Below are 26,621 nucleotides of genomic sequence, written 5' to 3'. Positions count from 1 at the left end.
TCGACGACTATATCGACATGGCCTTCACCGCTGCCGCCTCCGGGCGGCCGGGCCCGGCGGTTCTGCTGGTGCCGCTCGACGTGCTCGACGAGCGCCCGGAGCTGGCGCCCGACGCGTCGCGCCGGCAGGCCGATCTGGGGCACTGGCCGCTCGACCGCGTGGGGGCCGATCCGGCCCGCGTGAGCGAGGCGGCAAAGCTGCTCGCCGGCGCGGAACGCCCGGTGGTGATCGCCGGCGGCGGGGTGCATGGCTCGCAGGCCGTCGCGGCGCTGGGGCGCCTGCAGGAGCTTGGTCTGCCGGTGGCGACCACGGTGATGGGCAAGGGCGCGGTGGCCGAGACGCACCCGCTGTCGCTTGGCGTGGTGGGTTACTTCATGGCGCCGGGCGCGCGCGCCGCGCATCAGCGCGAGCTGGTGGCGGAGGCGGACGTGGTGCTGCTGATCGGCAACCGTACCAACCAGAACGGCACCGACAGCTGGTCGCTCTATCCGCAGGGCGCGCGCTATATCCATATCGACATCGACGGCGGCGAGATCGGGCGCAACTACGAGGCGCTGCGACTCAAGGGCGACGCGCGGCTGGTGCTGACCCAGCTTTGTGAGGCGCTCGAGGCGCAGGACCTCTCGGCCATCTCCACCCGCCGCCCGGGCCTCGAGACCCGCATCGAGGAGGGCCGCGCAGCGCATGAGCGCGAGATCGAGGGCCTGATCGACTGGGACGCGGCGCCGATCCGGCCCGAGCGGCTGATGCGCGATCTCGACACGGTGCTGCCCGAAGACGCGGTGACCGTGGCCGATGCGAGCTATTCCTCGATCTGGATCGCCAACGGGCTCACCGCCCGGCGTGCCGGCCAGCGCTTCCTGACCCCGCGCGGTCTGGCGGGGCTTGGCTGGGGGCTGCCCTTCGCGCTTGGCGCCAAGGCGGCGCGGCCCGAGGCGCCGGTGGTGTGCCTGACCGGGGATGGCGGCTTCGGCCATGTCTGGGGCGAGCTCGAGACCGCGCGGCGGATGAAGCTGCCGGTGGTGGTGATCGTGCTCAACAACCAGATCCTCGGTTACCAGAAACACGCCGAGCTGAGCCTCTTCGGCGATTACACCGACGTGGTGCATTTCACCGCAGTCGATCACGCCGCGATCGCCCGTGCCGTGGGCTGCGAAGGCGTGCGGGTGGAAACGCCCGATCAGTTCCTGCCGGCGCTGGAGGAGGCGCTCGGCAAGGCGGAGGTCACGGTGATCGACGTGGTCACCGACGAGAAGGCGCACCCGCCGATCACCGTTTTTCAAGGCAAGGAGGCGCTCGACTACTGAGCGTCCGAACCGGGCTGGAGGGCCCGACATCAGGGAGGAAGACTTATGACACTGAAGACATTGCTCACCGCCACGGCGGTTTCGGCACTGGTCGCCGGGGCGGCGCAGGCCGATGTGAAGTTCGGCGCGCTGTTCCCGTTCTCGGGCGGACTCGCGCTGCTTGGCGAAGAGAGCTTCCGCGGCGTCGAGCTTGCGGTCGAGGAGATCAACGCCGCCGGCGGCATCCAGGGCGAGCAGATCGACCTGGTGCGCGGCGACGCGGTCGACAACAACCAGGCCATCGGCGAGGCCCGCCGCCTGATCAGCCGCGAGGGTGTGAAGGCGATCCTCGGCACCTATTCGTCGTCGCGCTCGATCGCGGCGAGCCAGGTGGCCGAGCTTTCGGGCATCCCTTATTTCGAGCTTGGCGCGGTGGCCGACGAGGTCACGGGCCGTGATCTGCAATACCTCTTCCGCACCAACCCGACCGCCGAGACCATGGGCATTATGACCATCGACGTGATCCTTGACGAGATCGCGCCCGGGCTTGGGGTCGAGGCGACGGATCTGGTGATCGGGGTGATCCATGAGGACAGCGCCTATGGCACCTCGGTGGCGGGCCACCAGGAAGAGTACGGCGCCGAGAAGGGGCTCAACATCGTCACCGTGCAGGGCTATCCGAGCTCGACCGTGGACATGTCCTCGCTGGTGCTCGACCTCAAGGATCGCGGCGTGAACATCGTGCTGCAGACCTCGTACCAGAACGACTCCGTGCTGTTCCTGAACCAGTCCGCCGAGGCCGGGTTCGAGCCCGACGCCATCATCGGCGGGGGTGGCGGATACTCGCTGACCGCGACCGCAGAGGCGGTGGGCGACAAGATGGAGGGGGTGCTGGATGTCGACTTCACCCAGTACGCGGTGAACACCGAGTTCACGCCCGGGCTCGAGGATTTCCTTGTCGCCTACCAGAACAAGTATGGCGAGGATCCGCGCTCGGGGCATTCGCTGAACAATTACGTGGGGGCCATGGCGGTGCTCGAGGGCATAGGCGCGGGCGAGGGCTTTGAGCCTGACCAGATCGTCGCGGCGGTGCAGGCCATCGACATCCCGGCGGGCGAGACCGCGGCAGGCTACGGCGTGCATTTCGGCGATCACAATCAGAACGACCGCGCGATGATGATGGGTATGCAGTGGCAGGGCGGCAAGCTCGTCACCGTCTATCCGCGTGACGCGGCTGTGGCCGAGTTCCAGATCGGCGACTGACGCCACCGGGCCGGGCCGCGCGCTTTTCGCGTTGCGGCCCGGCGTGACCTTCCTCCGGAGACGCGCGAGACATGGACACCTTTCTTCAGATTGTCGCCAACGGGCTGATGCTCGGCGGGCTCTTCGCCATCGTGGCGGTGGGGCTCACCCTGATCTTCGGCATCGTCAAGGTGATCAACTTCGCCCATGGCGAGTTCCTCATGGTCGGGATGTACCTGACCTTCCTGCTGAGCACGGGCATGAACGTGCATCCCTACCTGACCGCCGCGGCGGTGGCGCCGGCGCTGTTCGTGCTCGGGGCGCTGACCCAGCGCCTGCTGATCCAGCCGCTGATGTCGGCGCGCGACGAGCACGTGCAGATCTTTGCCACGGTGGGCCTGTCGACGGCGCTGATGAACCTCGCGCTGCTGGTCTTTGGAGCCGACATCGCCAACACGCCGGCCCATGGCGTGCGCTCTCAGGTGATGCTGGGCGAGGTCCGTATCCTGACTGGCCAGCTCTGGGTGTTCGGTGCTGCGATCCTGCTGGTGATCGGCCTACAGCTCTTCATGAAGAAGACCCGCACCGGCCGTGCCATCCGCGCCACGGCGCAGAACCGCGCTGCCGCCCGTCTCATGGGGATCAACGACAAGTTCATCTACATCCTGACCTTCGGCATGGGCGCCGCCTGCGTCGGCCTCGGCTCGTCGCTGATCGCGCCGCTCTACCCGACCTCGCCGACCATCGGCACATACTTCGTGCTGATCGCCTTTGTCTGCGTGGTGCTGGGCGGGCTGGGTTCGATCCCTGGCGCCTTTTTCGGTGCGCTGGTGATCGGCCTCGTGGACGCGCTCTCGGGCTTCTACATCGGCTCCGACCTGCGCGAGGCGGTGGTGTTCACCATCTTCCTGCTGATCCTCATCCTGAAACCGTCGGGCCTGTTCGGGACCCGCTTGAACCTGAGCCACGTATCGCCATGACCGAGACGACCTCCATGACCCAAGCCTCCGGCGGAGGCCTCTCCGCCCAGAAACTGGGCCTGATCGCGGTGGCCGTGCTGCTCGCCGGCCTGATCGCGGTGCCCGTCGCGGTGGGCGACCAGTTCGTCTACCACATCTTCATCACCATCTGCATCTTCGCGGCGCTGTCGACCGCGTGGAACATCGTCGGCGGCTATGCCGGGCAGCTCTCGCTCGGGCACGCGATCTTTTACGGCATCGGCGGCTATGCCGGGGTGATCCTCGTCAATCTCGGGATCTCGCCGTGGTTCGGCATGTTCGCCGGCGCCGCTGTCGCGGTGGTTGCGGCCATCGTGGTGTCGTGGCCCTGTTTCCGACTGCACGGGCCGTTCTTTGCGCTTGCCACCATCGCGTTCCTCGAGGTGTTCCGCGTGCTCGCGCTGCATTTCCGGGAGCTCACCGGCGGCGCCACGGGGCTGATGATCCAGCTCAATATCGGCTGGGAGTGGATGGTTTTCCGCGAGCGCTTCCCGGCGCTGCTCATTGCCTTCGGCATGCTGCTGGTCTGCCTCGCGGTGGCCTGGGCGATCCGCTCCCACCGGCTTGGCTTTTACCTCGTGGCCACCCGCGAGCGCGAGAGCGCGGCCAAGGCGGCGGGCGTCGGCACCGTCAAGGTGCGGCTGATGGCGGTGAGCATCTCGGCGGCGCTGTCGGCGATGGTGGGCACGTTCCACGCCATGTACCTGACCTTCATCGAGCCGGAATCGATGTTCTCGCTGCAGTTCTCGATCCAGATCGCCATGTTCGCGCTGATCGGCGGCATTGGCACCGTCTGGGGGCCGCTCCTCGGCGCGGTTCTTCTGGTGCCGATCACCGAGTTCGCGCGCGGCGCGCTCGGCTCCGAGGCCATCGGCCTGCACGGCTTTGTCTATGGCGTGGTGCTGATGCTGGTGGTGCTGTTCCTGCCCAACGGCATCATGGGCGTGGTGCATCGCTTCACCTCGGGCTCGGAGAAGGCCGAAGGCGAGCAGGCCGCACCGGTCGCCGCCGCGCCGCGCTCGGCGGTGCCTCACGAGGCGGGCCGCGAAGTGATGCGGGTCGAGGGGCTGCAGAAGCATTTCGGCGGCCTGCACGTGACCAACGACGTGGGCTTCACCCTGCGAGAGGGCGAGATCCTCGGGGTGATCGGTCCGAACGGGGCCGGCAAGACGACGGTGTTCAACATGCTCTCGGGCTTTCTGAAGCCGGATCAGGGCCGGGTCTCGGTGCTGTCTCCCTCGGGCGAGTGGCAGGAGCCGGCGACGCCGGCGGATTTCGCCACGCTCGGGGTCGGCCGCACCTTCCAGATCGTGCAGCCCTTCGCGGCGATGACCGTGGAGGAAAACATCATGGTCGGCGCCTTCCACCGCCACCCGCATGTGGGCGATGCCCGCGAGGCGGCGCGCGAGACGGCGCACCGCATGGGCCTTGGCCCCTATCTCAACGCCGAGGCCGCGAGCCTGACAATCGGCGGTCTGAAGCGGCTCGAGGTGGCGCGCGTCATGGCGATGGAGCCGCGCATCCTGCTGCTCGACGAGGTCATGGCGGGCATCAACCAGACCGACGTGCGCCGCGCCGTCGACCTGATGCTGTCGATCCGCGACACCGGCGTCAGCATCATCGCCATCGAGCACGTGATGCAGGCGGTGATGTCGCTGTCGGACCGCGTCATCGTCATCAACTCGGGCCAGATCATCGCCCAGGGCGACCCGCACGAGGTGGTGCGCGACGAGCACGTGATCGAGGCCTATCTCGGGAAGGAGTTCACCCATGCTTGAGGTCAAGAACGTCGATGCGGGCTACGGCTCGACGGTGATCCTGCAGGACATCTCGCTGCACGTGGAGCCGGGCGAGGTGGTCACCATCGTGGGCGCCAACGGCGCCGGCAAGACCACGCTTCTGCGTACCATCTCGGGGCTGGTGAAGCCGCGCACCGGCTCGATCACCTTCGAGGGCAAGGACATCACCAGGCTCGAGGCGCATGACACGGTGGATCGCGGCATCACCCTGATCCCGGAGGGGCGGCAGCTCTTCCCGGACATGACCGTGCGCGACAACCTGTTGATGGGGGCCTATTGTCGCCACGCGCGCGACTATCAGGACGATACGCTGCATGAGGTGCTCGAGCTGTTCCCGCGCCTGCGCGAGCGGCTCGACCAGCACGCTTCGTCGCTCTCGGGCGGCGAGCAGCAGATGGTGGCGATCGCGCGCGGCATGATGGCGCGGCCCAAGATCCTGATGTTCGACGAGCCCTCGCTGGGCCTCGCGCCGATCATCGTGTCGCAGGTCTTCGAGGTCATCGCGCAGGTGGCGGCCACCGGCACCACGGTGCTGATCGTCGAGCAGAACGTGTTCCACACGCTCAAGGCGGCGGATCGCGGCTACGTGCTCGAGAACGGGCGCATGGTGCTGAGCGACGATGCCGATGCGCTGCTGCAGAACGACCATGTGCGGCAGGCTTATCTGGGAATATGACGATGACTCACCACGAGAAGACTCCCGCGCATCACCAGACGCGGGACAGCCATGCCGGGCGGCGGGTGCTGGTGACCGGCGCGGCCAAGGGCATCGGGCTTGCCATGGCCGAGGCTTTTGCCCGGCGCGGCGCCACCGTGGGGGTGCTCGACATCGATGCGGGCGAGGTCGCGGCGGCGGTCGCGGGTCTGCCCGGAAACGGGGTCGCGATGACCGGCGACGTGAGCGATTACGCCAGCCTGAGCCGGGCCATCGCGCAGGCCGAGGCCGAGATGGGCGGCGCCTTCGACACGCTGATCAACAATGCCGGGATCTCGCCCAAACATGCGGGCGTGGCCCACAAGGTCTGGGAGATGGACCCCGACGAATGGGCCCGCGTGGTCGACGTGAACCTCACCGGCTCGTTCAACTGCATTCGGGCGCTGACGCCGGCCATGGTCGAGGCCAGGCGCGGTTGGATCGTCAACACCTCCTCGGTGGCGGGCAAGACCTTCTTTCCCATCGTCGCCTGCCACTACGCCGCGACGAAGTCCGCGATCATCGGCTTCACCAAGCATCTGGCGGGCGAGCTTGGCCCGCACGGCATCCGGGTGAACGCGCTGGCGCCGGGGCGGATCGCCACGCCGATGGTGGCGGGTGTGGCGGCCGAGCTGAACGAGGCCGAGGTGCGCCGGACGCCCCTTAGCCGCCTTGGCGAGCCGGCCGAGGTGGCCGACACCGCGCTTTGGCTGACCTCGTCTGAATCGAGCTTTGTCACCGGCCAGACGATCGACGTCGCCGGCGGCCTCTGCATGACCTGAAAGGACCGAGATGACCTTCATGAACTTCATCGGGGGCGCGCCGGTCGGCGCTTCCGAGACCAGCGAGAACATCAACCCGTCCGACACGGGCGACATCGTCGGGGCCTTTGCCCGCGGCGGTGCGGCCGAGGTGGACGCAGCGGTCGAGGCCGCCCGCTCAGCGCTCCCGGGCTGGGCGGCCTCGACACCGCAGCAGCGGCACGACATCCTGCGCCGCGCCGCCGACGAGGTTCTGGCCCGTGCCGCTGAGCTTGGCCGCGCGCTGTCGCGTGAAGAGGGCAAGACGCTGGCAGAAGGCGTGGGCGAGGCGACCCGCGCGGGGCAGGTGCTGGCGTTCTTCGCCGGTGAATGCCTGCGGGTGGGCGGCGAGGCGCTGCCCTCGGTCCGGCCCGGCGTCGAGGTCCAGATCAGCCGCGAGCCGGTGGGGGTGATCGGCCTCATCACGCCGTGGAACTTCCCCATCGCCATCCCGGCCTGGAAGATCGCCCCGGCGCTGGCCTACGGCAACACGGTGGTGTTCAAGCCCGCCGATCTGGTGCCGCACTCGGCCTGGGCGCTGGTCGATATTCTGACCCGCGCGGGGCTGCCCGAGGGCGTGCTCAACCTCGTCATGGGGCCGGGGCGCAGCGTCGGCGCGCGCATCGCCGAGCATCCCGACATCGACGCGGTGAGCTTTACCGGCTCGGTCGGCACCGGGCGCGGCATCGCCCGCGCCTGTGTCGAGAGTGCCCGGATGAAGAAGGTGCAGCTCGAGATGGGCGGGAAGAACCCGCTGGTGGTACTCGACGATGCCGATCTCGACCTCGCCGTGGAGACGGCTCTGCAAGGCGCATTCTTCTCTACCGGGCAGCGCTGCACCGCCTCGTCGCGGCTGATCGTGACCGAGGACATTCACGACCGCTTCGTTGCCGCCCTCTCAGCGCGCATGGCGGCGCTGAAGGTCGGCCATGCGCTCGCGGACGGCACCGAGATCGGCCCGGTGGTCGACGCCCGTCAGCTCGAAACGGACGAGAAATATCTCGCCATCGGGCAGCAGGAGGGCGCGGTGCTCACCGGCGGGCGACGGCTCGAGCTTGCACAACCGGGCTTCTATCTCGAGCCGGCGCTGTTCACCGAAGTCCGCAACGACATGACCATCGCGCGCGAAGAGATCTTCGGCCCCGTGGCCTGCGTGATCCGGGTGCGGGACTATGACGAGGCGCTGAGCACCGCCAACGACACCGAGTTCGGCCTCTCCGCGGGCATCTGCACCAACTCGCTGAAGCACGCGTCGCATTTCCGCGCCAACGCCGAGGCCGGCATGGTAATGGTCAACCTGCCGACAGCGGGCGTCGACTACCACGTGCCGTTCGGCGGCCGCAAAGGCTCGAGCTACGGCGCGCGCGAGCAAGGCGCCTACGCGCGCGAGTTCTACACCACCGTCAAGACATCCTACACGCTGCCATGACCCAGATCACCGGACATACCCGCCTTTTCGGCATTCTTGCCGACCCGATCGCCCATGTGAAAACCCCGCAGGTCATGGCCGAGGTATTCGCCCGCCACGGTGTCGACGGCGTGCTCGTGCCGATGCATGTGACGCCCGACCAGCTGCCGCAGGCGCTCGACGGGCTGAGAGCGATGCGCAATTTCGGCGGCTTCATCGCGACGATGCCACATAAGGCCGCGATGCTGGGGCTGTGCGACGCCATTGAGGGCGACGCCGCCCGCATCGGCGCGGTGAACTGCGTGCGCCGCGAGGAGGACGGGCGCATGATCGGCGCGATGCTGGACGGCATCGGCTTTGTCGAGGGCCTGCGTCAGGCCGGGAAAGAGCTTGGCGGCACTCGGGTCCTGCTCGCCGGGGCAGGGGGCGCGGCCTCGGCCATCGCCTTTGCACTGGCAGAGGCGGGGGTCGCGGCGCTGACGATCCTCAACCGCACGGCCTCGAAGGCCGAGGATCTCGCGGAGCGGGTCTCGGGGGCCTACCCGACCTGCCGCGCCGAGGGGTGCAGCGTGGTCGCCGATCTGGGCAGCTACGACATCGTCGTCAATGCCACCTCGCTCGGGCTGCGCGCGGGCGATCCGCTGCCGCTCTCGCCTGAGGGGCTGCACGCAGGGCAGATTGTCGCCGAGGCGATCATGGAGCCCGAGGTGACGCCTCTCTTGGCCGAGGCCGCCGCGCGCGGGGCGCGCTGCCATCCCGGCCTGCCGATGCTGCGCTGCCAGATCGAGCTGATGGCCCGTCACATGGGCGCCATTCCGGGCGAGGCGCTGAAGCGCGCCGCCGCGACCGGGGCGGCGCGATGAGCGACGCCTTCGACTTTATCATCATCGGCGGCGGCACCGCCGGCTGCGTGCTGGCAAACCGGCTCTCCGAGGATCCGCGCAACCGGGTGCTGCTGATCGAGGCCGGGCCGCGCCCGATCAGCCCGTGGATCCCAATCCCCGCCGGGTTCTACAAGCTGCTCACCAATCCGAAGTTCAACTGGCGGTTCCAGTCGACCCCCGAGCCCGCCACCGGCAATCGCGAGATCGCCATTCCTCGCGGCAAGGGGTTGGGCGGCTCGACGCTGATCAACGGCATGATCTACGTGCGCGGCCAGCCGCAGGATTACGACGGCTGGGCGCAGTCCGGCTGCACCGGCTGGGGCTGGGATGCGGTCGAGCCGGTGTTTCGCCGGCTCGAGCGCTATGCCGGCCCCGATCCCGACGGCGCCCGTGGCCGCGAGGGCCCTCTCGATCTCTGCGAGGTGCAAGAGCGCCCGGCCATCGGCGAGGCCTTCCTGTCCGCCGCAGAGGCGGCCGGCCATCCGCGCAACCCCGATTACAACGGCTGTCGTCAGGACGGCGTTGGCTGGTATCAGGTGAACCAGAGGAACGGCCGCCGCGCGAGCGCCTATGCCGCCTATCTCGCCCCCGCGCGCCATCGCCCGAATCTTGAGATCCGCACCGGACTGCGCGCGACGCGGATTGAGCTCGAGGATCGCCGTGCCAGCGGTGTCCGGGTGCAGGGCTCCGGTAGCGAGAGCGTCCTCAAAGCGCGCCGCGAGGTGATCCTGAGCGCCGGGGCGGTGCAGAGCCCGCACCTGCTCGAGCTGTCGGGCATCGGCGACCCGGAGCGGCTGTCGGGCCTCGGGATCGAAACGCGGGTGGCGGCGCGGCAGGTCGGCGAGAACTACTCGGACCATTTCTGCACCCGCATGAACTGGCGGGTGCGCCGCCCCGAGACCCTCAACCAGCTCAGCCGCGGCCCGAAGCTTGTCCGCGAGGTGCTGCGCTACCTTCTGTTCCGGCGCGGCATCCTGACCTACGGGACCGGGCTCGCGCACGGCTTCATCCGAACCCGCGAGGGGCTGGCGGGGCCGGATGTGCAGTTCTTCTTCATGCATGCAAGCTATGCCAACGCCGCCGAGCGCAAGCTCGAGCGCGCGCCGGGCATGACCCTCGGGGTCACGCAGTTGCGCCCGGAAAGCCGCGGCTCGATCCATGCCGGCTCTCCTCGTATCGAGGATCAGCCCGAGATCCGGCCCAACTTCCTCGCCACCGAAGAGGATCGCCGGGTGATGATCGACGGCATGATCGAGGGGCGCCGGATCATAGAGGCCGCGCCGATGGCCGGGTGGCGCGAGCACGAGATGTCGCCGGGCCCGGGCTGCACCTCGCGCGAGGACTGGCTGGGCTTTGCGCGGCAGAACGGCCAGACGATCTACCACGCCGCGGGCACCTGCCGGATGGGAAGCGACGCGGAGGCAGTGGTCGACCCGCAGATGCGCCTGCGTGGAATCGAGGGGCTGCGGGTGATCGACGCATCGGTGATGCCGACGCAGGTCTCGGGCAATGCGCAGGCGGCAGTATTTATGCTGGCCGAGCGCGGCGCGGATTTCATCCTCGGGTCGGAGAGCGCGGGTTGAGACGCGGGGATGTCGTGGGGACTGAGTCGATCAGAGGATCTCTGGTGAGCAGTTCCGGCGTGGCGGGTGCCAGCTTTTGAGAAACGCTGCACTTCGCGCCGCTGGAGCGACCGTGTTCTGGAGAATTTGAGTGCTGGCGACACGAAGCACACCAAGCGTCACCGTGAATATCCGAGTGCTGTCAGCCAAGCTTTTGCAAGCCTGGCGCTGTCAGGCCCTGCGCGATGCGGTGCGGCGCGGCGCTCAAGTGTCTCATACAGCATGTCGAGCGCGAAACCTTCGAAGAGTTCGAACGATGCTTTGTGATAGTCTTGAACCGCAGGAAACGCTTTCCCGTATCCTGCCGCGGCCAGTAATCGGCTGAGCCAGTGTGTTTCAAATTCCGGAGCGTCGGAGAGCAGTATTCGGTTTGCGAGGCGCCTGAGAAACGCTTCGGCGACTTCGGAGGCGCAGGGTGCGTCTTCAAGTTCCGCACGCTTGATGTGATGCACGGCAGCGCTTTGCTCCGACCAGTCCGATGGGGCCCACTCTTCGGCAGGTCGGATCAGCGACGACCATGTCTGCACCTCAGAGTTCTCAATCCAAGAAAGCCCAATCTCGATCGGCCAGCTAGCGGGGGATAGGCTTGACGCTTCGAAGTCCACGACGGCGTATTCTTCGACGCGTCGATCTTCTTCCTTTTGCTTTTCATCTCTGTGTTGAGCTTGTGAGGTGCCCCTAGTTTCCTAGACACCTGCCTTGTTCAGTTTCTGCTGCCAGATTTCGAAGTCAACGGGCGACAGCATGCCGTTGTTCGTGTGCTTGCGCTTCGGGTTGTAGAATAGCTCGATGTATTCGAAAATGTCTCGCCGCGCGTCGTCGCGGGTCGGGAATGTGCGCCGTCTGATCCGCTCCCGTTTCAAGAGTTGGAAGAAGCTCTCGGCGACGGCGTTATCGTGGCAGTTCCCGCGCCGGCTCATGCTGGGTTCGAGGCCGTGCTGGCGGAGAAAGGTCTGCCATTCCCGGCTGGTGAATTGGGAACCCTGGTCGGAGTGGACCATGACCCGACCTGCGGGTTTGCGCCGCCACACAGCCATCAGCAGGGCCTGCAGGGCGAGGTCCGTGGTGATGCGCGATCGTGCCGACCAGCCGACGACACGTCGCGAGAACAGATCGATGACGACGCACAGATACAGCCAGCCCTCATTGGTTTTGATATAGGTGATGTCGGTCACCCAGACCTGATCCGGCGCGGACGTCTCGAACCGCTGCTCCAGCCTGTTCTCGGCCACCACCGCTGGCTTGCCGCCATAGCGGCCGGGACGACGCCTGTAGCCGATCTGCGCAGCTATCCCGGCCAGCGACGCCAGCCGAGCAACACGGTTCTCCGAGATGCGTTCGCCTTGGTCACGCAGGTCGTCGGTCAGCTTGCGATATCCATAGACCTTGCCGCTCTCAGTCCAGGCCTGCCGGATCAGCTCGGTCTGACGTGCATCCTCCCGCGCACGGTGGCTTAACGGATCCTTAAGCCATGCATAGAACCCGCTAAAATGCACCCGCAGCGCTCGACACATGGCCCGAACGCCGAACTCTTCGCGATGCGCCCGGATGAAGGCGTACTTCATTGGGACTCGCGCGCGAAGTACGCCGTTGCCTTTTTTAGGATGTCGCGCTCCTCGGTGACCCGCGCCAACTCCCGCTTCAGCCGCCGGTTCTCCGCCTCGTGGTCCACCCCGGGCTTCGCGGCAGGCTCCCCGAACAGCTTCCGCCACTTGTAGAGAGAATACGTGCTGACGCCCGAACGCCGGGACACCTCACGCACTGGATACCCGCGGACCGTGATCTGATGCACCGCATCCCGCTTGAACTCGTCGCTGTAATTGCTTGTCCCCATGTCGGCCTCCTCGCCTCACAGTTAGGCGGCAAGACGTCTACAAATCTAGGGGCACCTCAGAGATCACCGGGCGCGAAGTTGCTGTGCCGGCGCTGAACGCCGGGCAGTCAGCGTGGTCTGACTACGGCGACGCTCATTGCAACTATGTCGGGGCGACATTTGGCGGAGGATCCGGCACAGGCATTGCGATCGACTCCTGCAAGATCGAGCTTGGTCGCGAGCGATCGAAAGAGCTGTCTCGCTACGTGCAGTAAGATTTCGGCGCGAGCCTCATCCATCTCCGAGTGCAAAGAGCAACGGCTCCGGAAGGTGCTGCCGCCCTGTCTGGCGGTGCCAGGCGGTCGAGTGGCGTCGCTTTCTCTCTGTCTTTCTTTGGGGCCGAGTATTCGATGCACCCCAAGGGAAAGGCTCTGCCTGAGGTCTTGGCGCCTACCGTTTTCGGTTGCAGAGAGCGTCTGAGAAACTCGCACAGGTGATATTTTCCATCCCAAACTGAGTTGATCTGTGGTATTCAAGCTCGGCATTTCCGGGCCCGAGAAAAATCTCTGTAGGGCCGAAGCAGACAGAATTTCATCGAAGCATTGGTGCCCGTTTGCGCGGGTGCGATCTGGAGATTTGCAATGGTACGTCTTGGAATTGGAATTCTCGGACTTCTCGCAGTCACAGTCGCAGGCTTAGCGATCACGGTGGCGGTTTACTTCTATGGCGACGATGCTGAGCCGTTGGTTCTGAAAGAGCGCTGGGCGCTACGATGGGACGCGCTGGACGTCGCAGATCAAAGCCTGGATCTCGCGAGTGCGGATGGCTGGACTGCGATGGCCGGGATCAATGACGCTGCGATCGACACAGCCTTTGAGGCGATCGAGGGGACGAAGCTCGTGAACACCGAGGACGGTGCCTTTGAGGGGGTGGAGATCGTCCTCAATGACGTCGACATCACGCCGGGCCTGGGGGCGATGGATGCCGCGCTGGCGCTGACGGCGAGCCGCGGTGATCTCAAGCTGGGGCTTGTGCTCGAAGGGGTCGTGCTTGTGCACGGGATCGAAAACGGCACCAAGGAAATCGACTTCGAGGGGGAGAAAAGGGCGGTGCGGGAAAGCCGTGTCACACTTCGCATCGACCCTGTCCGCATTGCGACCCAGCTCGGTGAAGCCGACCTGGAAAGGAAAGAAAAGAGCTTCTGGTCCGACCTCGCACCGGGGCTCGTCAGCCTGAAACTGCCCGACGAGCTGCTGAGCACGACCTTCCCACTACAGGCTGAGTTTCTGCAGAAGATCGGGATCGACGAAACCCGTCATCAGGTCCTCGATGAGACAACGAACGCGAGCGTCGACTACCGGATCTCCATGCCGGCCGACGAGATCCGCATCGGCGTGGCCTACGGCGCGCCGATCTACACCGAATCCGCGGTCTGGCTGATGGCGCGAGAGGTCGACAATGCGCCGCCGGACATTCTGCCGCGTCAGCGGCCCGAGGGAACTGCGGAAGGTCTTGAAGCCGCCGCTCGGGCGCTGGACAGCCAGGTGCAATCCAAGCTCGGCTCTGAACAGGAAATGCTGCGCGACGTCACCACAGCTCGGATCGCTCTCGTGGTCGATGACAGCCTCCTCACCGACATCCGGTCCGTGATCATGGATCTGCCGGCGGATCGTCGGCAGCTCTCTGTGAAGCTCACCAATCGGTCGGGCAAGCTGGCCGAGGATGTGTGGAAGAACAAGCTGATGGGTGATGGTGGGGCATATGTCGAGATCGGCTGTGCTGATTGCGGCAGCCTGCAAGCCCGGCTCAGTGATTTGCGCTTCGACACCGGAGGCGATGCGTGGAAGGCATCAGTGAGCATTGCGGCAGAGGCAGAGGGTAGCCTGCATGCCCATTTCGATCCGCACATAGGCGGCGGTGCAGGCAGCCGTGTCGGCGTGGAAGGGAAGACGCAGGGCGCGCAGACGGTTTCGGCCGCCCTGAGGCCGAAGGTCCTGTCGAGCGTGAATGGTCACCAAGCAGCTGTCTTGGAGGTGTCGCCCAGCTGCGAACGGATCGAGCTGATCGCCACGACTGATGGAAAACTGAAGTTCGACGTAGGCTGGATGAGCATGCCGAAAGTTGGGGCACGTATGTTCGTTCCGGTCGGCACCGCGGCAGTGGAGCCAGTGCTGATCATGGCAACCGAGCCTGCCTACATCTACTGGGGCGAGCCTATGCTCGTATCAGGAACTGAAGAGGCCGGGGGATGGGAGCTGACGCTGCCAAATCTGGCGAGTGTGATCACCGCGGCGCCGGCAAGGCTTGAGCTTGCGGGCGGGAAGATGCATGCGGCGGTCGATCTGACGGTCCGGCATGTGCCGACGCTACCCGCCGCAGCTGCGCGCGCGGCAGCACGGACAGAGCTCGAGGCAGAGCAAGCCGCGGCGGCACAGGCCGCGCAGCTGGAGACAGAGAAATTGCTGGATGGCGTTCAAGGGCGAGGGCGCTGCGAGGATGTGAATCCGGGGATGCGGATTCTGATCGGGAGCTTCGAGTTTGGGCCGAACAATGAGTTCGTGAAGTTCTTCAGGAACGCTTGGAATGACCTCACCATCGGCCCGGGAGAGGGGAATGAAATCGTCAAATTCCTCGACGGTGCAGGTGAGACCTTCCATCAGGCCGATGCGATCGCTCGTGGAATAGTCGATGGCGTACTCGATGAGGGAGGCAAGGTTCTCGCGTACGGTGCAGAGGCCGCGCGCAAGCATACTGAGGCGGCCGCAAAGGAAGCGGAAAGACTCCGCCGGGAGGCTACAAAGGAAGCGGAAAGGCTCGTCCGGGAGGCTGAGAAATTACTTCCCAAGCCGCCGATAAGGCTGCCCGACCCGGATCCGCGAAAATGGTTCTGAGCAAGGAATCTACTCGGGGGGAGAGTTGCGAGCTCTCTCCGGTGACCCTACATGGCGGCAAACCGCCAAAAGGGGACACAAGATATGCTCGACACACCGCTCGAAGGAATGCCAGCGCGCCGCTGGGACGATGATAAGATGATGATGTCGCTGGAAACCGGCAAGTTCCAGGGTGGCCTGGAGCACGCCGCGGTGATCTGTGCGACGCTCTACGTGCGCGGCGAGCTCGAGGACGTCCACTGCGGAAGAACGCCGTGGAAGGATGCAGTGGTCCGCTGGCCGGGCGGTTCGCAGCCATTCAGTCAGGTGGCCCGCCTCACGGATTCCGATGTGGCACGCTTGGCGCGTACGATGGTCGAGTTGGCTGCTGACGAGTTCGCGAAGGTCGTTAACTTCGTGTACGAGATGACGCCCAGGGATTTCGTACAGATCAACTTCAAACTGGGTATGGCGAAGGCCTGGCTGCTGCCGCGCTTCGATGAAGCAGAGGTTCAAAGATTGATCCCGATCGCGAAGGAGGCCACGTTCCAGCCTGCTGGGAAGCGAAGAAGCCTAAAGGAAACCGCGCGCCGGATCCTGAAGGTGGATCGGGCGATGGAAAAAGCCCTGGAGCGGTTTGCGCGCGGCAACCCAGAGCCGGCGCTGGCTGCGGCGCGGGGCGAGCGCGTGATCGTGGAAGATGGCGACGAGATCCTGGAGTGGGATGATGTGTCGGCCATCAACGATGTCGAAATGGCGAAGCTGAATATCGCGATGTCGGACTATCTGATGAGCATGAGCGAGGCGATGGATGAGGTTCGCGGGTACCGTGGGCCTCACCTGCCAACTCCGTTTGACATCATGGCAGCCGAGGACGCCAACGCCTATCGCGAGACAATCGCAAAGAAGAACGCGCGATTGGATGAGATCGAGGAGATCCTGGAGTTGGCCTGAGCGATCCGAAGTTTACCGAGAGACCCTAAATCCCTAATTGCATGATTGGGATGGGGAGATAGTCGATATGAAATATGTTCTTCCAGCAACGCTGATTGTTGCTTTTACGATTGGTTCTGCGTCTTCGCTTGCCGCAGAAAGATACAAAGAGAACCCTTCGAGAATGCAGGTGGTCGCAGACAGTGGCCCGTGTCACCCGAATCCAGATGACAAGCCTGACTGGTGTTTCTGGAGCTTGTCCGAGCTCGAGAGAAACGCGACCGAAAGGGGCTTGGGGGTATCTCGAAATGGCGAAATCAGGCAGCCATCGGCGCTGGAAGTCGATATGGGCTACGAGTACTATTTCGGGGAATACCCGTATGGCAGCAGCGAGTAAGCATCCGGAGGATCAGGCAGTGACGATGATTGCGGTGGTCGTCGCGCCCTCTGTACTCTGTGGGACATTGCCTATGGCAGCCCGTTTCAACGGAGCTGACTACGCGTGACATTGTCAGCCCTATCAGCTTCATGGTGCCCTCGCTTTTCCTTGGCGATGCGAATTCGTCGAAGAACGAACTCCAGCGTCAATCGGCTGGCTGCCAGCAGCGGGAGGCCCAGCAGCATGGTGAAGACGGGGCCGAACGGCGCAGGCGCGGTCTCTTCGAGTACGAACATCCAGATCACGAGCTTGCCGGCATAGAGCAACACTCCAGCTGAGATCGCCGTTACGATCAGGAGCCGAACTCCGCTCCAGAAGGCGGCTCTTGCCGAGGTCGTCTTCCGGGAAAGCCAGGAGCGTTCGGAAGTCTGCATGAGGATACCCTTCGGTGCCAGGACGCGGACGTCAGTCTGGGTGTGGTGTGTTCAGACGCCGGCGCCGCCGTCGGCGATCAGGCCGACCCGTCTCCGCTTGCTGGGGTGCAAGGGAAAATCGCGGTGGCGGTCCATGAGGGGCGCCTGTGGCTCCCGGTAGAAGGCGCGCCTACGACGCACATCCTGAAGGTCCCGCGGGGGCATGAGCGCAGCCTCGTCGAGCACGAGATGTCCCTTCTGCAAATTGCCGCCAAGGCCCAGGATCACCCTGTGGTTCAGGCCGAGGTCATAGAGGCTGGAGAATATCGGGGCCTTCTCATCGAGCGCTACGATCGGCGCATCGAAAATGGTCTGGTGAGCCGGATCCACCAAGAGGATTTCTGTCAGGCTCTCGGGCTGCCGCCGTCACTGAAGTACGAACGCGACGCTGCGACAGCTGAGAGACGCTTTGATGCGGCCGCAATTCGGCATGTGCTCGATCAGACAGATGCGCCGGCGCGCGCCCGATTGGCATTCCTGCAAGGAACGCTGCTCAATATCGCTTTGGGCAACACCGATAACCATGCGAAGAACCACAGCCTTCTCTACGACGTCGGTCCCCGGCCGCGCCTTGCACCGCTTTACGACATTGTCCCGGTAATGATGGACGGGTCGGTGAACCAGGACTTCTCGTTTCGGATCGGCGCCGCAGAACGGCTTTCCGATCTCAAACCAGAGGACCTTGCAGGGTTTGCAATGGCAATCGGGTTCCGGCGGTTCAACGCTGGGCTCGAGCGCGGAGTGCGCGAAGTTCTCCAGGCCGCGGCCAATCAGATTGACGATCTGCACATGCTCCACGCACTCGCGGCGGCGCGAAGGGCTCAGAAGTTTCCCTGTGCAGCCTCGGTCAAGATCAGCTTCTCGAGCGTCAGGTCAGATACCGCCCGACGCAGCCTCAGGTTCTCCTTCTCGAGCTCCTTAAGCCGCGACAACTGTGCCCGGTTCATCCCGCCATACTGCTTCCGCCACCGGTAGAACGTATGCTGCGATATCCCGATCTGCCGCACCGCGTCCGCCATCGACAGGCCTTGGCCATGCAGCACCTCGACTTGGCGCAGCTTGGTGACAATGTCTTCAGGCTTCTCACGCTTTCCAGCCATTCCGTAGTCCTCCTGTTCGCCGAAATCCTATCGGATTTCCGGCTTCGTGGGTGGACCACTTCAAAGGGGCTGGCTCAAAACCATGTCGGTAGGTCTGCGAAAGATGAGCGTTTTCAAATCGAATCTCCCGAATTCCGTTTGCGCAAACAGAAAATAGGGATGGCACTGGGTCTGTCGAAGTTGCTCAGTTCTTTGGAGTCTATTTCGCAGCGCAGGTAGCTGAGATGAGATATACTGCTGTCTCATATTCGTCTTTTGATTTGTTATGGAGATTAGCATGCAAACAATCTCGAGCTTGAAGGCTGCACAAGTAGCGCGCGCAGCTTCTCTTCCGTCGCAAGTGATTGCGCCAGTTCCGGTTCGAGAGGTCGCACTTGAGGCGCCTCGTCAGAGAAACGCGATATTGGACGCGTTTTTTTATGATATCGGCATCCTTCGTGATGACGAAGCTGCGATGCTGGCGCCTCGATACGCAGCGGAAGGAGCTATTTTATCCGTCGGTCCGAGCTCCAAGCCTACGATCGAGATCTGGTCAGATCACGAACAGTTCTCTGCGTTCGGGCAGGAGAGCTTCAGGGCCCTGGCGGTCGCTGGTGTCGGGAGCTCGGCTCTGGGGGCCGCCGCTTTTGCCAGAAACGTGGCGGACGCCGTTGGCGGAAAGTGCCTTGCGGTTGTTTCGGGGTATGGCCTCGCAGATCTCCTGACGGAAGCCGTGGGCGGATACTTCCTGTTCGGAAGCCTCAATGCGATGCGACACATGCTGGAGGGGCTGGATGATGTGTCGCGGCCTGGTAGTGCGACTATCGGGACAGCGAGCGCGCTATCAGAGCGGCTCGTACGAAAAAGTCTCGATGTGCGAACGCTGACCGCACTATTGGAAAGCGAGTGCGAATTCGATTTCCTTGTGGGGCACTCGAAAGGAAATCTTGTGATTTCTGAGGCGCTTTACGCCCTCGAGAAAATCGCACCGAAGAAGCTGGCCGAGCGAGGAAAGAAATCTCACGTCATCACAGTGAGCGCGCGCGTCGGAATGCCTGGAGAAATGGCTGCCGTCACGGACGTGCTGGGCCAGATCGATGGGTTTGGACTGCTGAATTCGCGGCCGTTCATCGAGACAGATGTAACGGTTCCGATGGCTTGGCATCACACAAACACCGAGTACCCAATGCATCTACCGGTCACTGAGACCTTGGCTGAAATCCTGGCAGAAGCATAGTGTTTGTGCTTGCTTCAGAGCTCGATGCCTGGATGGTTTTTCTTCTTCGTCGAAGACTTCGCCGCGGCGATGACGGCGAGAGGCGTAGGAGAACGATCCCGAGATGACGGCTGCTTGGCGGCGGCGACGATCGCTGCAGCACGCTGCTGAATGATCTCGGCGCGACGAAGATCTCTTGAGTTTGCGTCAGTTGGGCGCCCCTCAAGCGTCTTGTCGCTGGGAAAATGGCGGACACCCTCGTCGCTCGCGTCGACCCGTTTGATCGGTGGCTTTGCGGAAGCCGGTGTCAAGGACCCGGAACTGATCAAGATGGTTTACGAAATGGCGCCGACCTTGACAGAAGAGGGCGCCCTCGAGGCGGCAGTAGAAGATCTTGGAGAGCGCTTCGGTGTCATCAGAACGCGACGACAGAAGATCCTCGAACTGAGCGATCTGGAGGTGACGGGACGCATCCAGGCGCTGGATCGCGCATTTCCGATCACGGGGACGCCGACCTTTTTCGTGGCGAACAAGGAAGACCCCACGCGCATCAACTTCTTCAGTGGTTGGTCTGGCGCGGGTGGTCTGCGGCGGCAGTTTACTGCCGCTCGCGAGGCGTATGTGCGTGACCATGATGCTCTGCCCGCCGAAATAGCGAGAGCTTTCGTAGAAACATTGACCCAAACGAAAAATCCCCGGGCAAGGCCCGGGGATTGCTGTTTTCAGGGTGCGATGCAGTCGTCATGTGTGTTTTGAATTTCCAGCTGACCAAGGTCGCAGCTACCGGCACCGATGGTGCGCGTCATCGGTGCCGAAATCCAAGGACTGAGAACGCCTCCGTCGTGCACATGACCGGGGACCAGTCCTAACCTGCAGGACCGCAGCTCGACAGTTCTGTCCAGCGCGCTGAAAACGACAATCACCGGCCAGAAAGACGCGGGCTCGCGGCCCGATCCGCCCTGTCCTAAGCGTTTGCGCGACCGCGGACGCCGCTCGGGGCGCTACGCACTTGATTTGCTGGCCTCGTCCGGCGATCTTGAAGCTCGACGGCGCACCACATTGTAAGTGCCGTGTCATTCTATTGCGCGTGAAAAATTGGAGGACTGGGCGTGAGATTATTCTATTTTTCTGCTTTTCTCATGATGGGGGCCGCAACTGCAAATACCGCCGTTGCCGAAGTCGTCCCAGAGCGCCTTCGAGGTGTCTACGGGGAAGCGAATCCTGAGGGAATTTGCAAAGAATTCACTGGGCCGATATTTTTATCTGCCTTCTCAGCTACATTATTTTCGAAAGACCCGGCGGATTTCAGTCGAAACTATATTCAAATTGCACCTGTGGAATGGGATGGAGAAAGCGTAACGATTCAGACCGGTGGGATAAGGAATGTCATATCCGCTGAAATGTTGGAAGGTATGTCTTGCCGAATGCCGGCACATTTGTCTGCGGTTTTTTCGGAGACTATGGCGGTTCTGCTATCATCTACAGATGCCTATCAAGCTTGTACATCAAGCGACACAGAGCTTTGCTTCTCAAATGTCGTTCGAGTGCTAGATGTGTCGAATGACGACAGGCTTTCAGTTGCGGAAATCTCGAGAGGAGTTAGGACGGCAGCTTTTCTATTGGCCTACGAGGCTGCCGTTTCTAAACCTGATCCCAGAGGCGGCGCGGTATCCTCCGTAAGAGCTGGACGTGTTGAGCAAGAAAAAATCTTCGGACCTGTCTTGCTAAGTGGGATGGCGGCACCAATTATTTCTGCGAACCTGATTGCCTCATATGACTACGATGGAGATGGTTTCCTCCAACTAAACGAGCTTCTACAGGATAGAAACGATCTGCAGTTCGACGACTTGGTCGCCAGCATGTCAGTACGTCTCAGTGAACGCGCATTGTCGAGCGTTTTTGAAAATCTTCCGTCGATTTTTTCTCGCATGCTTTCTTTTCGATAGACCCGTCACACCTTGTTGAAAGCGAGAGAAGCGCAAATGAAGAGTCTGGGGTGTCGCTGTGGGTCACTATGATGCTCCGTCCTCCGAAGTATGAAGCGTTTTGTGACACGACCGCTCACAGGGCCTCAGGCTTCAATCTTTCGTAACATGGATCTTTCGTTTGACTCGATTGGGTGTGCATTATGCTCTATTCTGCTGGTTCGCATTGCAGGTGGGGTAAAATGATGGGTGATCATTTTACGAATAAAACTAAGGGGGAAGAAGAGTTTGAAGAAGGAGCCAAAGAGGGGCGAAGTGGCTTGATAAACGCTTCGGATTTTGTGTTCAGGCCGACAAAGGCACGTCTTGCAGGGCGTGCTGTAGGGGCTAAAGAACGTCGAGCCGTTGCGTCTGATGACGCTAAGGTGTCATCGGAATCTGGAAATGGAGGAGCGATATCAGGCGGAGGGGGTGAAGGCTTTCCAGGCGTTGCTCTAATTGGGATAATCCTAGCTCCTTTGGCAATAATCGCGATTTCGACTAAGTCGAACGCTAAGCGACTAATATTTGTTGTCGCCTATTCCGCCCTCTGTTTCTTGTGGAGTGCATCAGGAGTGACGCCGTCCTCGGTTTTGTATTCCGATGGGGTTGTGGCTGCACTAGCTGCTCTTCTGGCTTACATTTTTTGCCTGCCAGGCACCGTGATCTGGTTGATCATTTTAGGTTTTGCTTCCGCAGTAACTGGCGTAGATCTGATGCCGTCAGGCCCGCCAGGATAGTCGCTCAATAGATCCGGATCACTAAAAATAGAAATCACCGGCTGCTTGACCGGGGATTGAGGCGCTCAAGGAGAGGCATAAGTTGGAAGGATGTTGTCCTGACAGCGGCTCTCTGCATAACTGTCGGGCGAGAGTGATCCGAAAGACACTCCTTTTCGGAGGGTGCTGGATAAGGAGCTGTCACTGAAGGTAAGTGGAGCCCGGGGAGAGAATCGAACTCTCGACCTGCTGATTACAAAGCAGCTGCTCTACCACTGAGCTACGCGGACGTAAAAGTTATATGGGGGCTGTTCGCGACTTTGGGAAACATTCACAGCGTTTTTCCCTTTGGCTCGCTTCCCGCTATCGAGCAGTAAGTTCGAGCTGGCGGCGATAATCGCTTGCCCGGTCGCCTACTCTTGAAGGTCATTTCCTGTCTCCATCATGAACCTCGAAAGGAGGTGGAGGCAGGACCGTGAGGAGAGAAATCAGGAGGTTCGAAATTCCGCACTCTGTAAAGAAAGACAGACAGAAGCCGATCGATGGGCCCTCCCGCCGGCGACTTGACTCCCCTCCATGGTCGATCTTCTCACCGAGTACTGACCCGCTGTTAATCCGGAACCTGATCTGCCATTCATGAGGGAGAGGAGATTTCCATGCTGCTAGCCCGACAAATGCTTACCCTGCTCCATGAAGGGGAGAAGAGATCAAACCAGGATGCGTTGCAGCGCATTGGAATGGGTCCGAGGTGGAGGGACTACTCCCGTAAGTTCCGAGATGCGCTAGATGAGCATGAGATGTTCGACTTCGAGCGCAGTGCTCTGGTCCCTGTTTCCGATATGCGCACCGACACGATGCGCGGTTTATCGGGGCTCGCGGTGCACGTCACTCGACAGCCTCGGAGGGTTTTCTTCGACTGCAAGAGTACGGACCTCTATCGCGTGATGCCGGATCGCAGGACGGACGATGATGAGGAGGGGCGCCCAGGCCTGAGGCGAGGCGCCTTGCTCGAGAGCGACGGGCAGGGCAGGGCGATGGTTCAAGCTATTTCCTGTACTGACCACTATGAGCTCCGAGACTTCAAGCGCGGCGGTCTGAGCAAGGAGCAGGCGCGCTTCCTGGTGATGTTCATGAACATGCAGGTCTCTCAGTACCGAGCGCATATCGACACCACGGTTCCTCTTGAGGTGACGCCAGAGGAGTTCTCTGCGTCCCAGCCTAAGGGCACTCCCCGTGCGAAGCTTGGTGAGCTCTGGGCGATGCACGAGCTGGGGGCCTATTCGAGCTATTGGCCTGATCCATCTCTTCAGGAAATGAGAGAGGACGTGCTGCGGCGCTCGAGGCACGGGCTCGAACTGCAGGATCGAGTGTGGCGAGAGGAGCTCGATGGGATTTTCCATCTCAGTCTGGCAATGGCGGCGACGCTCGAACTGAAGGACACCGATCTGAGCTACAAGCATCTGGAGAGGAAAGGCGGAGGGGGATCCCGCCGAGCGCGGAAGATGGAGGACGGAGAGGTTGAGGTTCGGCCGCTAGGCCTGTCGGTCGTCACGATGCACCTGAGCGAGGAGATCCTGGTCTCGGCCTACGGGGATGCACCGAAGAGGGCGCCTGGCGACGGGACAGGCAGGGCACGAGCGCTGCACTATGTGCGAGGGCACATGTTCCTCGGTCGTGGTGGAAAGGTCGTCTATCGCAAGCCGCACTTCCGCGGACAGGCCGGCATGAGAACGCTGAAGCGCGTGCTGGCATGAAGGATAGATCAAGCAAAGCGGAAAGGACCGAATGAAACCGTTTTCCATTGCAGTGGGGCTCTTGCTCGCCACGGGAGCGTCAGCATCTGCTGAGACGCGACTGATCTGTGAAAATCCGCGAAGAGAGTACCTCGTAATCTATGAAGAAGGCGCATCGGACTTGGTCCTGAACCCGGATTCAAGTGATACGAGATATGCGATCCTGGTCGACGACACTTCGGATGGCGCCCATATCGTTACGGCGAGAACGCCGAACGATGGGCCGACCGCGCGCCTGCACCTGCGTCCATACCTGAAAATGGAGTTTTGGGCTGACGGCCAACTGAGGCAGACGGATGGCTGCTACGAGGTGAACTAGCCCACGATCAGGTTATCGCATCTGCAGATCCGCACACTTGAGGAAGAATCCCTCGTGCGCATCTATAAGGCAGTCGCCCTGTCCTTGTTCGTTGGGCACACCAAAGACAACAATCTCTTCTCCGGCGGGTATCGGAGGTGTCTGAACGTAAGCATAGACCGGTTTCCCGTCGCGCCAGTACCGACCGAAAGCGCGCGCCTCATTCTTTGTGCGCGTTCTTATGAACGGCAAGGGTTTGAGCTCACCACCTTCGGTGAGCGCGAGCTCTCTGACAAAGTTGATCCCTTGGGTAGGGGTTGTGTCTTGTGGCCAGCCCTGTGAGGCAATCGTTTCACTCAAGGGGTGGTACCCTTCTTTAGGCCAAAGGCCGGCGACGATTGCGAGCCAGCCGTTCCGGGACTGAAAAATCCGAGCGTTATCATCTAGCGTGCGCGCGAAGACTGGTCGGCACGATCGCGCATCTCCGCGTAGAGGAAGTTCGCGAAGAGGATGTACTCGAGCTTATTGGCCGGCGTCGAGAGACGGTGGTCTTGTTCGACCAATGAAGAGGAGTAGGAGGTATCGACCCAGTACGGCTGATCTTCGGGCATCCGGTCCTTGGCCCACTTCGAGTGGAGGATCACGGAGTGGGTGGAGGAGGAGTTTGTGGCGAAGCCGATACGGTAGGACTGAAGCATGGGATCCTGTTCTCTTCGGAGGGATTGCGATGAATGATCGCTCCGAAGAAATGGGATCGAAGTCGGGGCCTCAGCACTTGGTTAGAATAGGGCCGGTGGGATCTATAGGCCTCTATGCTCGGAGGAGGTTTTCGAGCTCCGGAAGTTCTTCGACATGAAGAAGCTTCACGCCGGTGGTTTCAGCGAGAGCTCTAGCGTTCGGCGTGAACCCAATCGTTGTCACGACGGCCGCGAGCGGCACACCGAGGTGCTTCGCGCCGGAGTACACCTCCTGGATCGCCTTGTTTCCGACTTTGCCCGAGTAGCGCTTTGCCTGGATGGCGACATCGAGGTCTCCTTTCCGCGCGATCAGATCGACGCCCTGGTCACCAGAAGCAGACGTCACCGATGCTTCCCACCCGAACCTCTCGAGTGCCTCTGCCAGCCAGAGCTCGAACTCGTATCCATTCTCGGGATAGGAAGAGAGATCGAAATCAGACCGCCGGCCAGCCTCATCGAGGCGCTCTGTGAGCTCGAGTACGAGGCTGACAGCCTCCTCTGCCGACAGGGCCGAGCATTGAACCTGGAGCGATGTCAGGAACCGTGACACCTCAGCAGTGCGATTGTCCTTCACGACTGCGCCGTACTCGTTCTTCACGATGGCTTTGCGCAGGTTCCGGCTCAGGATTGTGTGGTGCTCCGTGACGGCGGCTTCGATGCTTCGCTCTGCGTCCAGACGCTCGCGCTGCTTTCTCTCCTGGACGCGCGCTCTGTTCTCTTCGAGCTTCTGCTGAAGGCGGTCCGAGACCTTGTGAGGCCAGCGATAGTATTCGTCATCTGGACCCGGCGCGCTGGCTTGCGCCTCTTTGCGCTTCCGGGCCGCTACTTCGGCGAGTTTCTTCGAAAGTCTCTCAGAGACCTTGTGCTTACCGAATTCCTTGTCACGCCTCAAACGAAAATCCTTTTGAATCACCCCTGTAGAAACCTTAGCCCAGATTTTATCATACAGTCAAAACGAAGGATATTATGGCAGATCTTAACGCGCTGGAATGCGGGCCATAGAGCTGCGTCTTCGGGCTACACAGTTTATGATTAAAAGATCGAATTCTGTCGCGAAGAAGCGAAGCCGAACACGACGCGCCCCTCGGAGAACCCCACCATAGCGGGAATCATAGACAACTTGCGGGTGTGTATGTTATTCGAGGTCTCATTACCATAAATCTTATGAATTCACTTCGTTGACGGGGAGATCAATAATGGCAGGCGATGGCAGCTCAGATTTGAGCCCTCTTTTTTCGGTCCGGGTTGGGAGCCCGGCGTTTCCGAGCTGGGGAGAGTTCGGTGGGAGCATCCTGAAAGATGGACACACACGCTTCCCTTCCGACAGCGAGGGCCGGGATTTCATGTCCGGAACAAGCCTCTACACAAACAACAAAAACAGCCAGCACTTTGATATCGGCATCGCCGGTTCCGGATTTACGCCGATCGGGCAAATTTCCGCCGCTCTCGCTGTCGGTTATTCATCTGCGCATGCAGAGACAGATCAGACCATCTCGATTGAAATGAATACAATCAGGTATGCCGGATGCGAGTACCTGGACCTTGACGATCTATCGTTTCCTGAGCTGCTAGGCGCTCTTGACGAGAATGTCGCCGCAGATCTCGAGATGGTAC

Annotated in this window: 24 protein-coding genes, 1 tRNA gene and 2 pseudogenes; 20 read left to right on the top strand and 7 right to left on the bottom strand. The window is 62.2% G+C overall.

Translation table 11 applies throughout. The features are described 5' to 3' along the window. The 9 genes from AC6RA4_RS07375 to AC6RA4_RS07335 all read left to right on the top strand — a co-directional run. Window positions 1-1,307, top strand: a 1,307-nt coding sequence (locus tag AC6RA4_RS07375) for a thiamine pyrophosphate-dependent enzyme (RefSeq protein ID WP_500158909.1), incomplete at its 5' end; no start/stop codon positions are given. Between the two features lie 45 nt (window positions 1,308-1,352). After that, the gene (locus tag AC6RA4_RS07370) at window positions 1,353-2,549 is read left to right on the top strand and encodes an ABC transporter substrate-binding protein (RefSeq protein WP_500158907.1); all 1,197 of its coding nucleotides are present in this window, start codon (window positions 1,353-1,355) and stop codon (window positions 2,547-2,549) included. Window positions 2,550-2,620: 71 nt separating this feature from the next. Next, the gene (locus AC6RA4_RS07365; protein WP_500158905.1) at window positions 2,621-3,508 is read left to right on the top strand and encodes a branched-chain amino acid ABC transporter permease; all 888 of its coding nucleotides are present in this window, start codon (window positions 2,621-2,623) and stop codon (window positions 3,506-3,508) included. 14 nt (window positions 3,509-3,522) lie between these two features. Further along, entirely contained in the window at window positions 3,523-5,304 is a 1,782-nt protein-coding gene (locus AC6RA4_RS07360; RefSeq protein ID WP_500158903.1) for a branched-chain amino acid ABC transporter ATP-binding protein/permease, read from the top strand. Further along, complete coding sequence (locus AC6RA4_RS07355) at window positions 5,297-6,001, top strand: ABC transporter ATP-binding protein (protein ID WP_500158901.1); 705 nt, start codon at window positions 5,297-5,299, stop codon at window positions 5,999-6,001. Before AC6RA4_RS07360 ends, AC6RA4_RS07355 begins: the two co-directional genes overlap by 8 nt. 2 nt (window positions 6,002-6,003) lie before the next feature. Next, entirely contained in the window at window positions 6,004-6,801 is a 798-nt protein-coding gene (gene fabG, locus AC6RA4_RS07350) for a 3-oxoacyl-ACP reductase FabG (protein WP_500158899.1), read from the top strand. A gap of 10 nt (window positions 6,802-6,811) precedes the next feature. Next, entirely contained in the window at window positions 6,812-8,248 is a 1,437-nt protein-coding gene (locus tag AC6RA4_RS07345; protein ID WP_500158897.1) for an aldehyde dehydrogenase family protein, read from the top strand. Next, complete coding sequence (locus tag AC6RA4_RS07340) at window positions 8,245-9,090, top strand: shikimate dehydrogenase family protein (protein WP_500158895.1); 846 nt, start codon at window positions 8,245-8,247, stop codon at window positions 9,088-9,090. Before AC6RA4_RS07345 ends, AC6RA4_RS07340 begins: the two co-directional genes overlap by 4 nt. Next, window positions 9,087-10,694: a GMC family oxidoreductase gene (locus AC6RA4_RS07335; protein ID WP_500158893.1), complete on the top strand. Its 1,608-nt coding sequence runs from the start codon at window positions 9,087-9,089 to the stop codon at window positions 10,692-10,694. The genes AC6RA4_RS07340 and AC6RA4_RS07335 overlap by 4 nt, the downstream gene beginning before the upstream one ends. 158 nt (window positions 10,695-10,852) lie before the next feature. Here the strand turns inward: AC6RA4_RS07335 and AC6RA4_RS07330 are convergent, their stop codons facing one another. Continuing rightward, complete coding sequence (locus tag AC6RA4_RS07330) at window positions 10,853-11,338, bottom strand: 3'-5' exonuclease (RefSeq protein WP_500158891.1); 486 nt, start codon at window positions 11,336-11,338, stop codon at window positions 10,853-10,855. 81 nt (window positions 11,339-11,419) lie between these two features. Beyond that, window positions 11,420-12,567, bottom strand: a protein-coding gene (locus AC6RA4_RS07325; RefSeq protein ID WP_500158889.1) for an IS3 family transposase whose coding sequence is annotated in 2 segments (ribosomal slippage) — window positions 11,420-12,324 and window positions 12,324-12,567 — 1,149 coding nt in all. Because the reading frame shifts where the segments join, the coding sequence is not laid out codon by codon here. On the opposite strand from AC6RA4_RS07325, the gene AC6RA4_RS07320 reads away from it, so the two are divergent. From AC6RA4_RS07320 to AC6RA4_RS07305, 4 genes are all read left to right on the top strand, one after another. Then, window positions 12,558-12,821 (top strand): lysozyme inhibitor LprI family protein, encoded by a 264-nt coding sequence (locus AC6RA4_RS07320; protein ID WP_500158887.1) that lies wholly within the window; start codon window positions 12,558-12,560, stop codon window positions 12,819-12,821. The two genes, AC6RA4_RS07325 and AC6RA4_RS07320, sit on opposite strands and share 10 nt — an antisense overlap. Before the next feature lie 366 nt (window positions 12,822-13,187). Then, complete coding sequence (locus AC6RA4_RS07315) at window positions 13,188-15,437, top strand: hypothetical protein (protein WP_500158885.1); 2,250 nt, start codon at window positions 13,188-13,190, stop codon at window positions 15,435-15,437. 84 nt (window positions 15,438-15,521) lie between these two features. Next, window positions 15,522-16,370 carry a hypothetical protein gene (locus tag AC6RA4_RS07310; RefSeq protein WP_500158883.1) on the top strand — a complete coding sequence of 283 codons (849 nt, stop codon included), beginning with the start codon at window positions 15,522-15,524 and terminating at the stop codon, window positions 16,368-16,370. A gap of 67 nt (window positions 16,371-16,437) precedes the next feature. Next, complete coding sequence (locus AC6RA4_RS07305; RefSeq protein WP_500158881.1) at window positions 16,438-16,746, top strand: hypothetical protein; 309 nt, start codon at window positions 16,438-16,440, stop codon at window positions 16,744-16,746. A gap of 86 nt (window positions 16,747-16,832) precedes the next feature. On the opposite strand, the gene AC6RA4_RS07300 is transcribed toward AC6RA4_RS07305, so the two are convergent. Next, on the bottom strand, window positions 16,833-17,162 hold the full coding sequence (locus tag AC6RA4_RS07300) for a hypothetical protein (RefSeq protein WP_500158880.1): 330 nt from the start codon (window positions 17,160-17,162) through the stop codon (window positions 16,833-16,835). Window positions 17,163-17,204: 42 nt separating this feature from the next. Between AC6RA4_RS07300 and AC6RA4_RS07295 the strand changes: the two are divergent. Further along, a pseudogene (locus tag AC6RA4_RS07295) lies at window positions 17,205-17,909 on the top strand (HipA domain-containing protein); the annotation flags it as partial. A gap of 75 nt (window positions 17,910-17,984) precedes the next feature. Here the strand turns inward: AC6RA4_RS07295 and AC6RA4_RS07290 are convergent. Continuing rightward, window positions 17,985-18,301, bottom strand: a pseudogene (locus AC6RA4_RS07290) (transposase); the annotation flags it as partial. 277 nt (window positions 18,302-18,578) lie between these two features. Between AC6RA4_RS07290 and AC6RA4_RS07285 the strand changes: the two are divergent. The 3 genes from AC6RA4_RS07285 (at window position 18,579) to AC6RA4_RS07275 (ending at window position 21,442) form a co-directional block, all read left to right on the top strand. Next, window positions 18,579-19,517, top strand: coding sequence for a hypothetical protein (locus tag AC6RA4_RS07285; protein WP_500158878.1), 939 nt, complete (start codon window positions 18,579-18,581; stop codon window positions 19,515-19,517). Window positions 19,518-19,667: 150 nt separating this feature from the next. Further along, window positions 19,668-20,252, top strand: coding sequence for a hypothetical protein (locus tag AC6RA4_RS07280; protein ID WP_500158876.1), 585 nt, complete (start codon window positions 19,668-19,670; stop codon window positions 20,250-20,252). 353 nt (window positions 20,253-20,605) lie between these two features. Next, entirely contained in the window at window positions 20,606-21,442 is an 837-nt protein-coding gene (locus AC6RA4_RS07275; protein ID WP_500158874.1) for a hypothetical protein, read from the top strand. Window positions 21,443-22,394: 952 nt separating this feature from the next. On the opposite strand, the gene AC6RA4_RS07270 is transcribed toward AC6RA4_RS07275, so the two are convergent. Next, window positions 22,395-22,469: transfer RNA gene (locus AC6RA4_RS07270), tRNA-Thr, on the bottom strand. 507 nt (window positions 22,470-22,976) lie between these two features. Here AC6RA4_RS07270 and AC6RA4_RS07265 point away from each other — a divergent pair. Together AC6RA4_RS07265 and AC6RA4_RS07260 are read left to right on the top strand one after the other, a co-directional pair. Continuing rightward, window positions 22,977-23,933: a hypothetical protein gene (locus AC6RA4_RS07265; RefSeq protein WP_500158872.1), complete on the top strand. Its 957-nt coding sequence runs from the start codon at window positions 22,977-22,979 to the stop codon at window positions 23,931-23,933. Between the two features lie 31 nt (window positions 23,934-23,964). Then, window positions 23,965-24,291 (top strand): hypothetical protein, encoded by a 327-nt coding sequence (locus tag AC6RA4_RS07260; protein ID WP_500158870.1) that lies wholly within the window; start codon window positions 23,965-23,967, stop codon window positions 24,289-24,291. A gap of 422 nt (window positions 24,292-24,713) precedes the next feature. Here the strand turns inward: AC6RA4_RS07260 and AC6RA4_RS07255 are convergent, their stop codons facing one another. Further along, on the bottom strand, window positions 24,714-24,968 hold the full coding sequence (locus tag AC6RA4_RS07255; protein ID WP_500158868.1) for a hypothetical protein: 255 nt from the start codon (window positions 24,966-24,968) through the stop codon (window positions 24,714-24,716). Between the two features lie 112 nt (window positions 24,969-25,080). After that, complete coding sequence (locus AC6RA4_RS07250) at window positions 25,081-25,899, bottom strand: restriction endonuclease (RefSeq protein ID WP_500158866.1); 819 nt, start codon at window positions 25,897-25,899, stop codon at window positions 25,081-25,083. Between the two features lie 304 nt (window positions 25,900-26,203). Between AC6RA4_RS07250 and AC6RA4_RS07245 the strand changes: the two genes are divergently transcribed. Continuing rightward, window positions 26,204-26,621, top strand: a 418-nt coding sequence (locus AC6RA4_RS07245) for a hypothetical protein (protein ID WP_500158864.1), incomplete at its 3' end; no start/stop codon positions are given.

The organism is Salipiger sp. (assembly GCF_059781815.1).
This window is presented reverse-complemented; position numbering and strand designations above follow the sequence as displayed.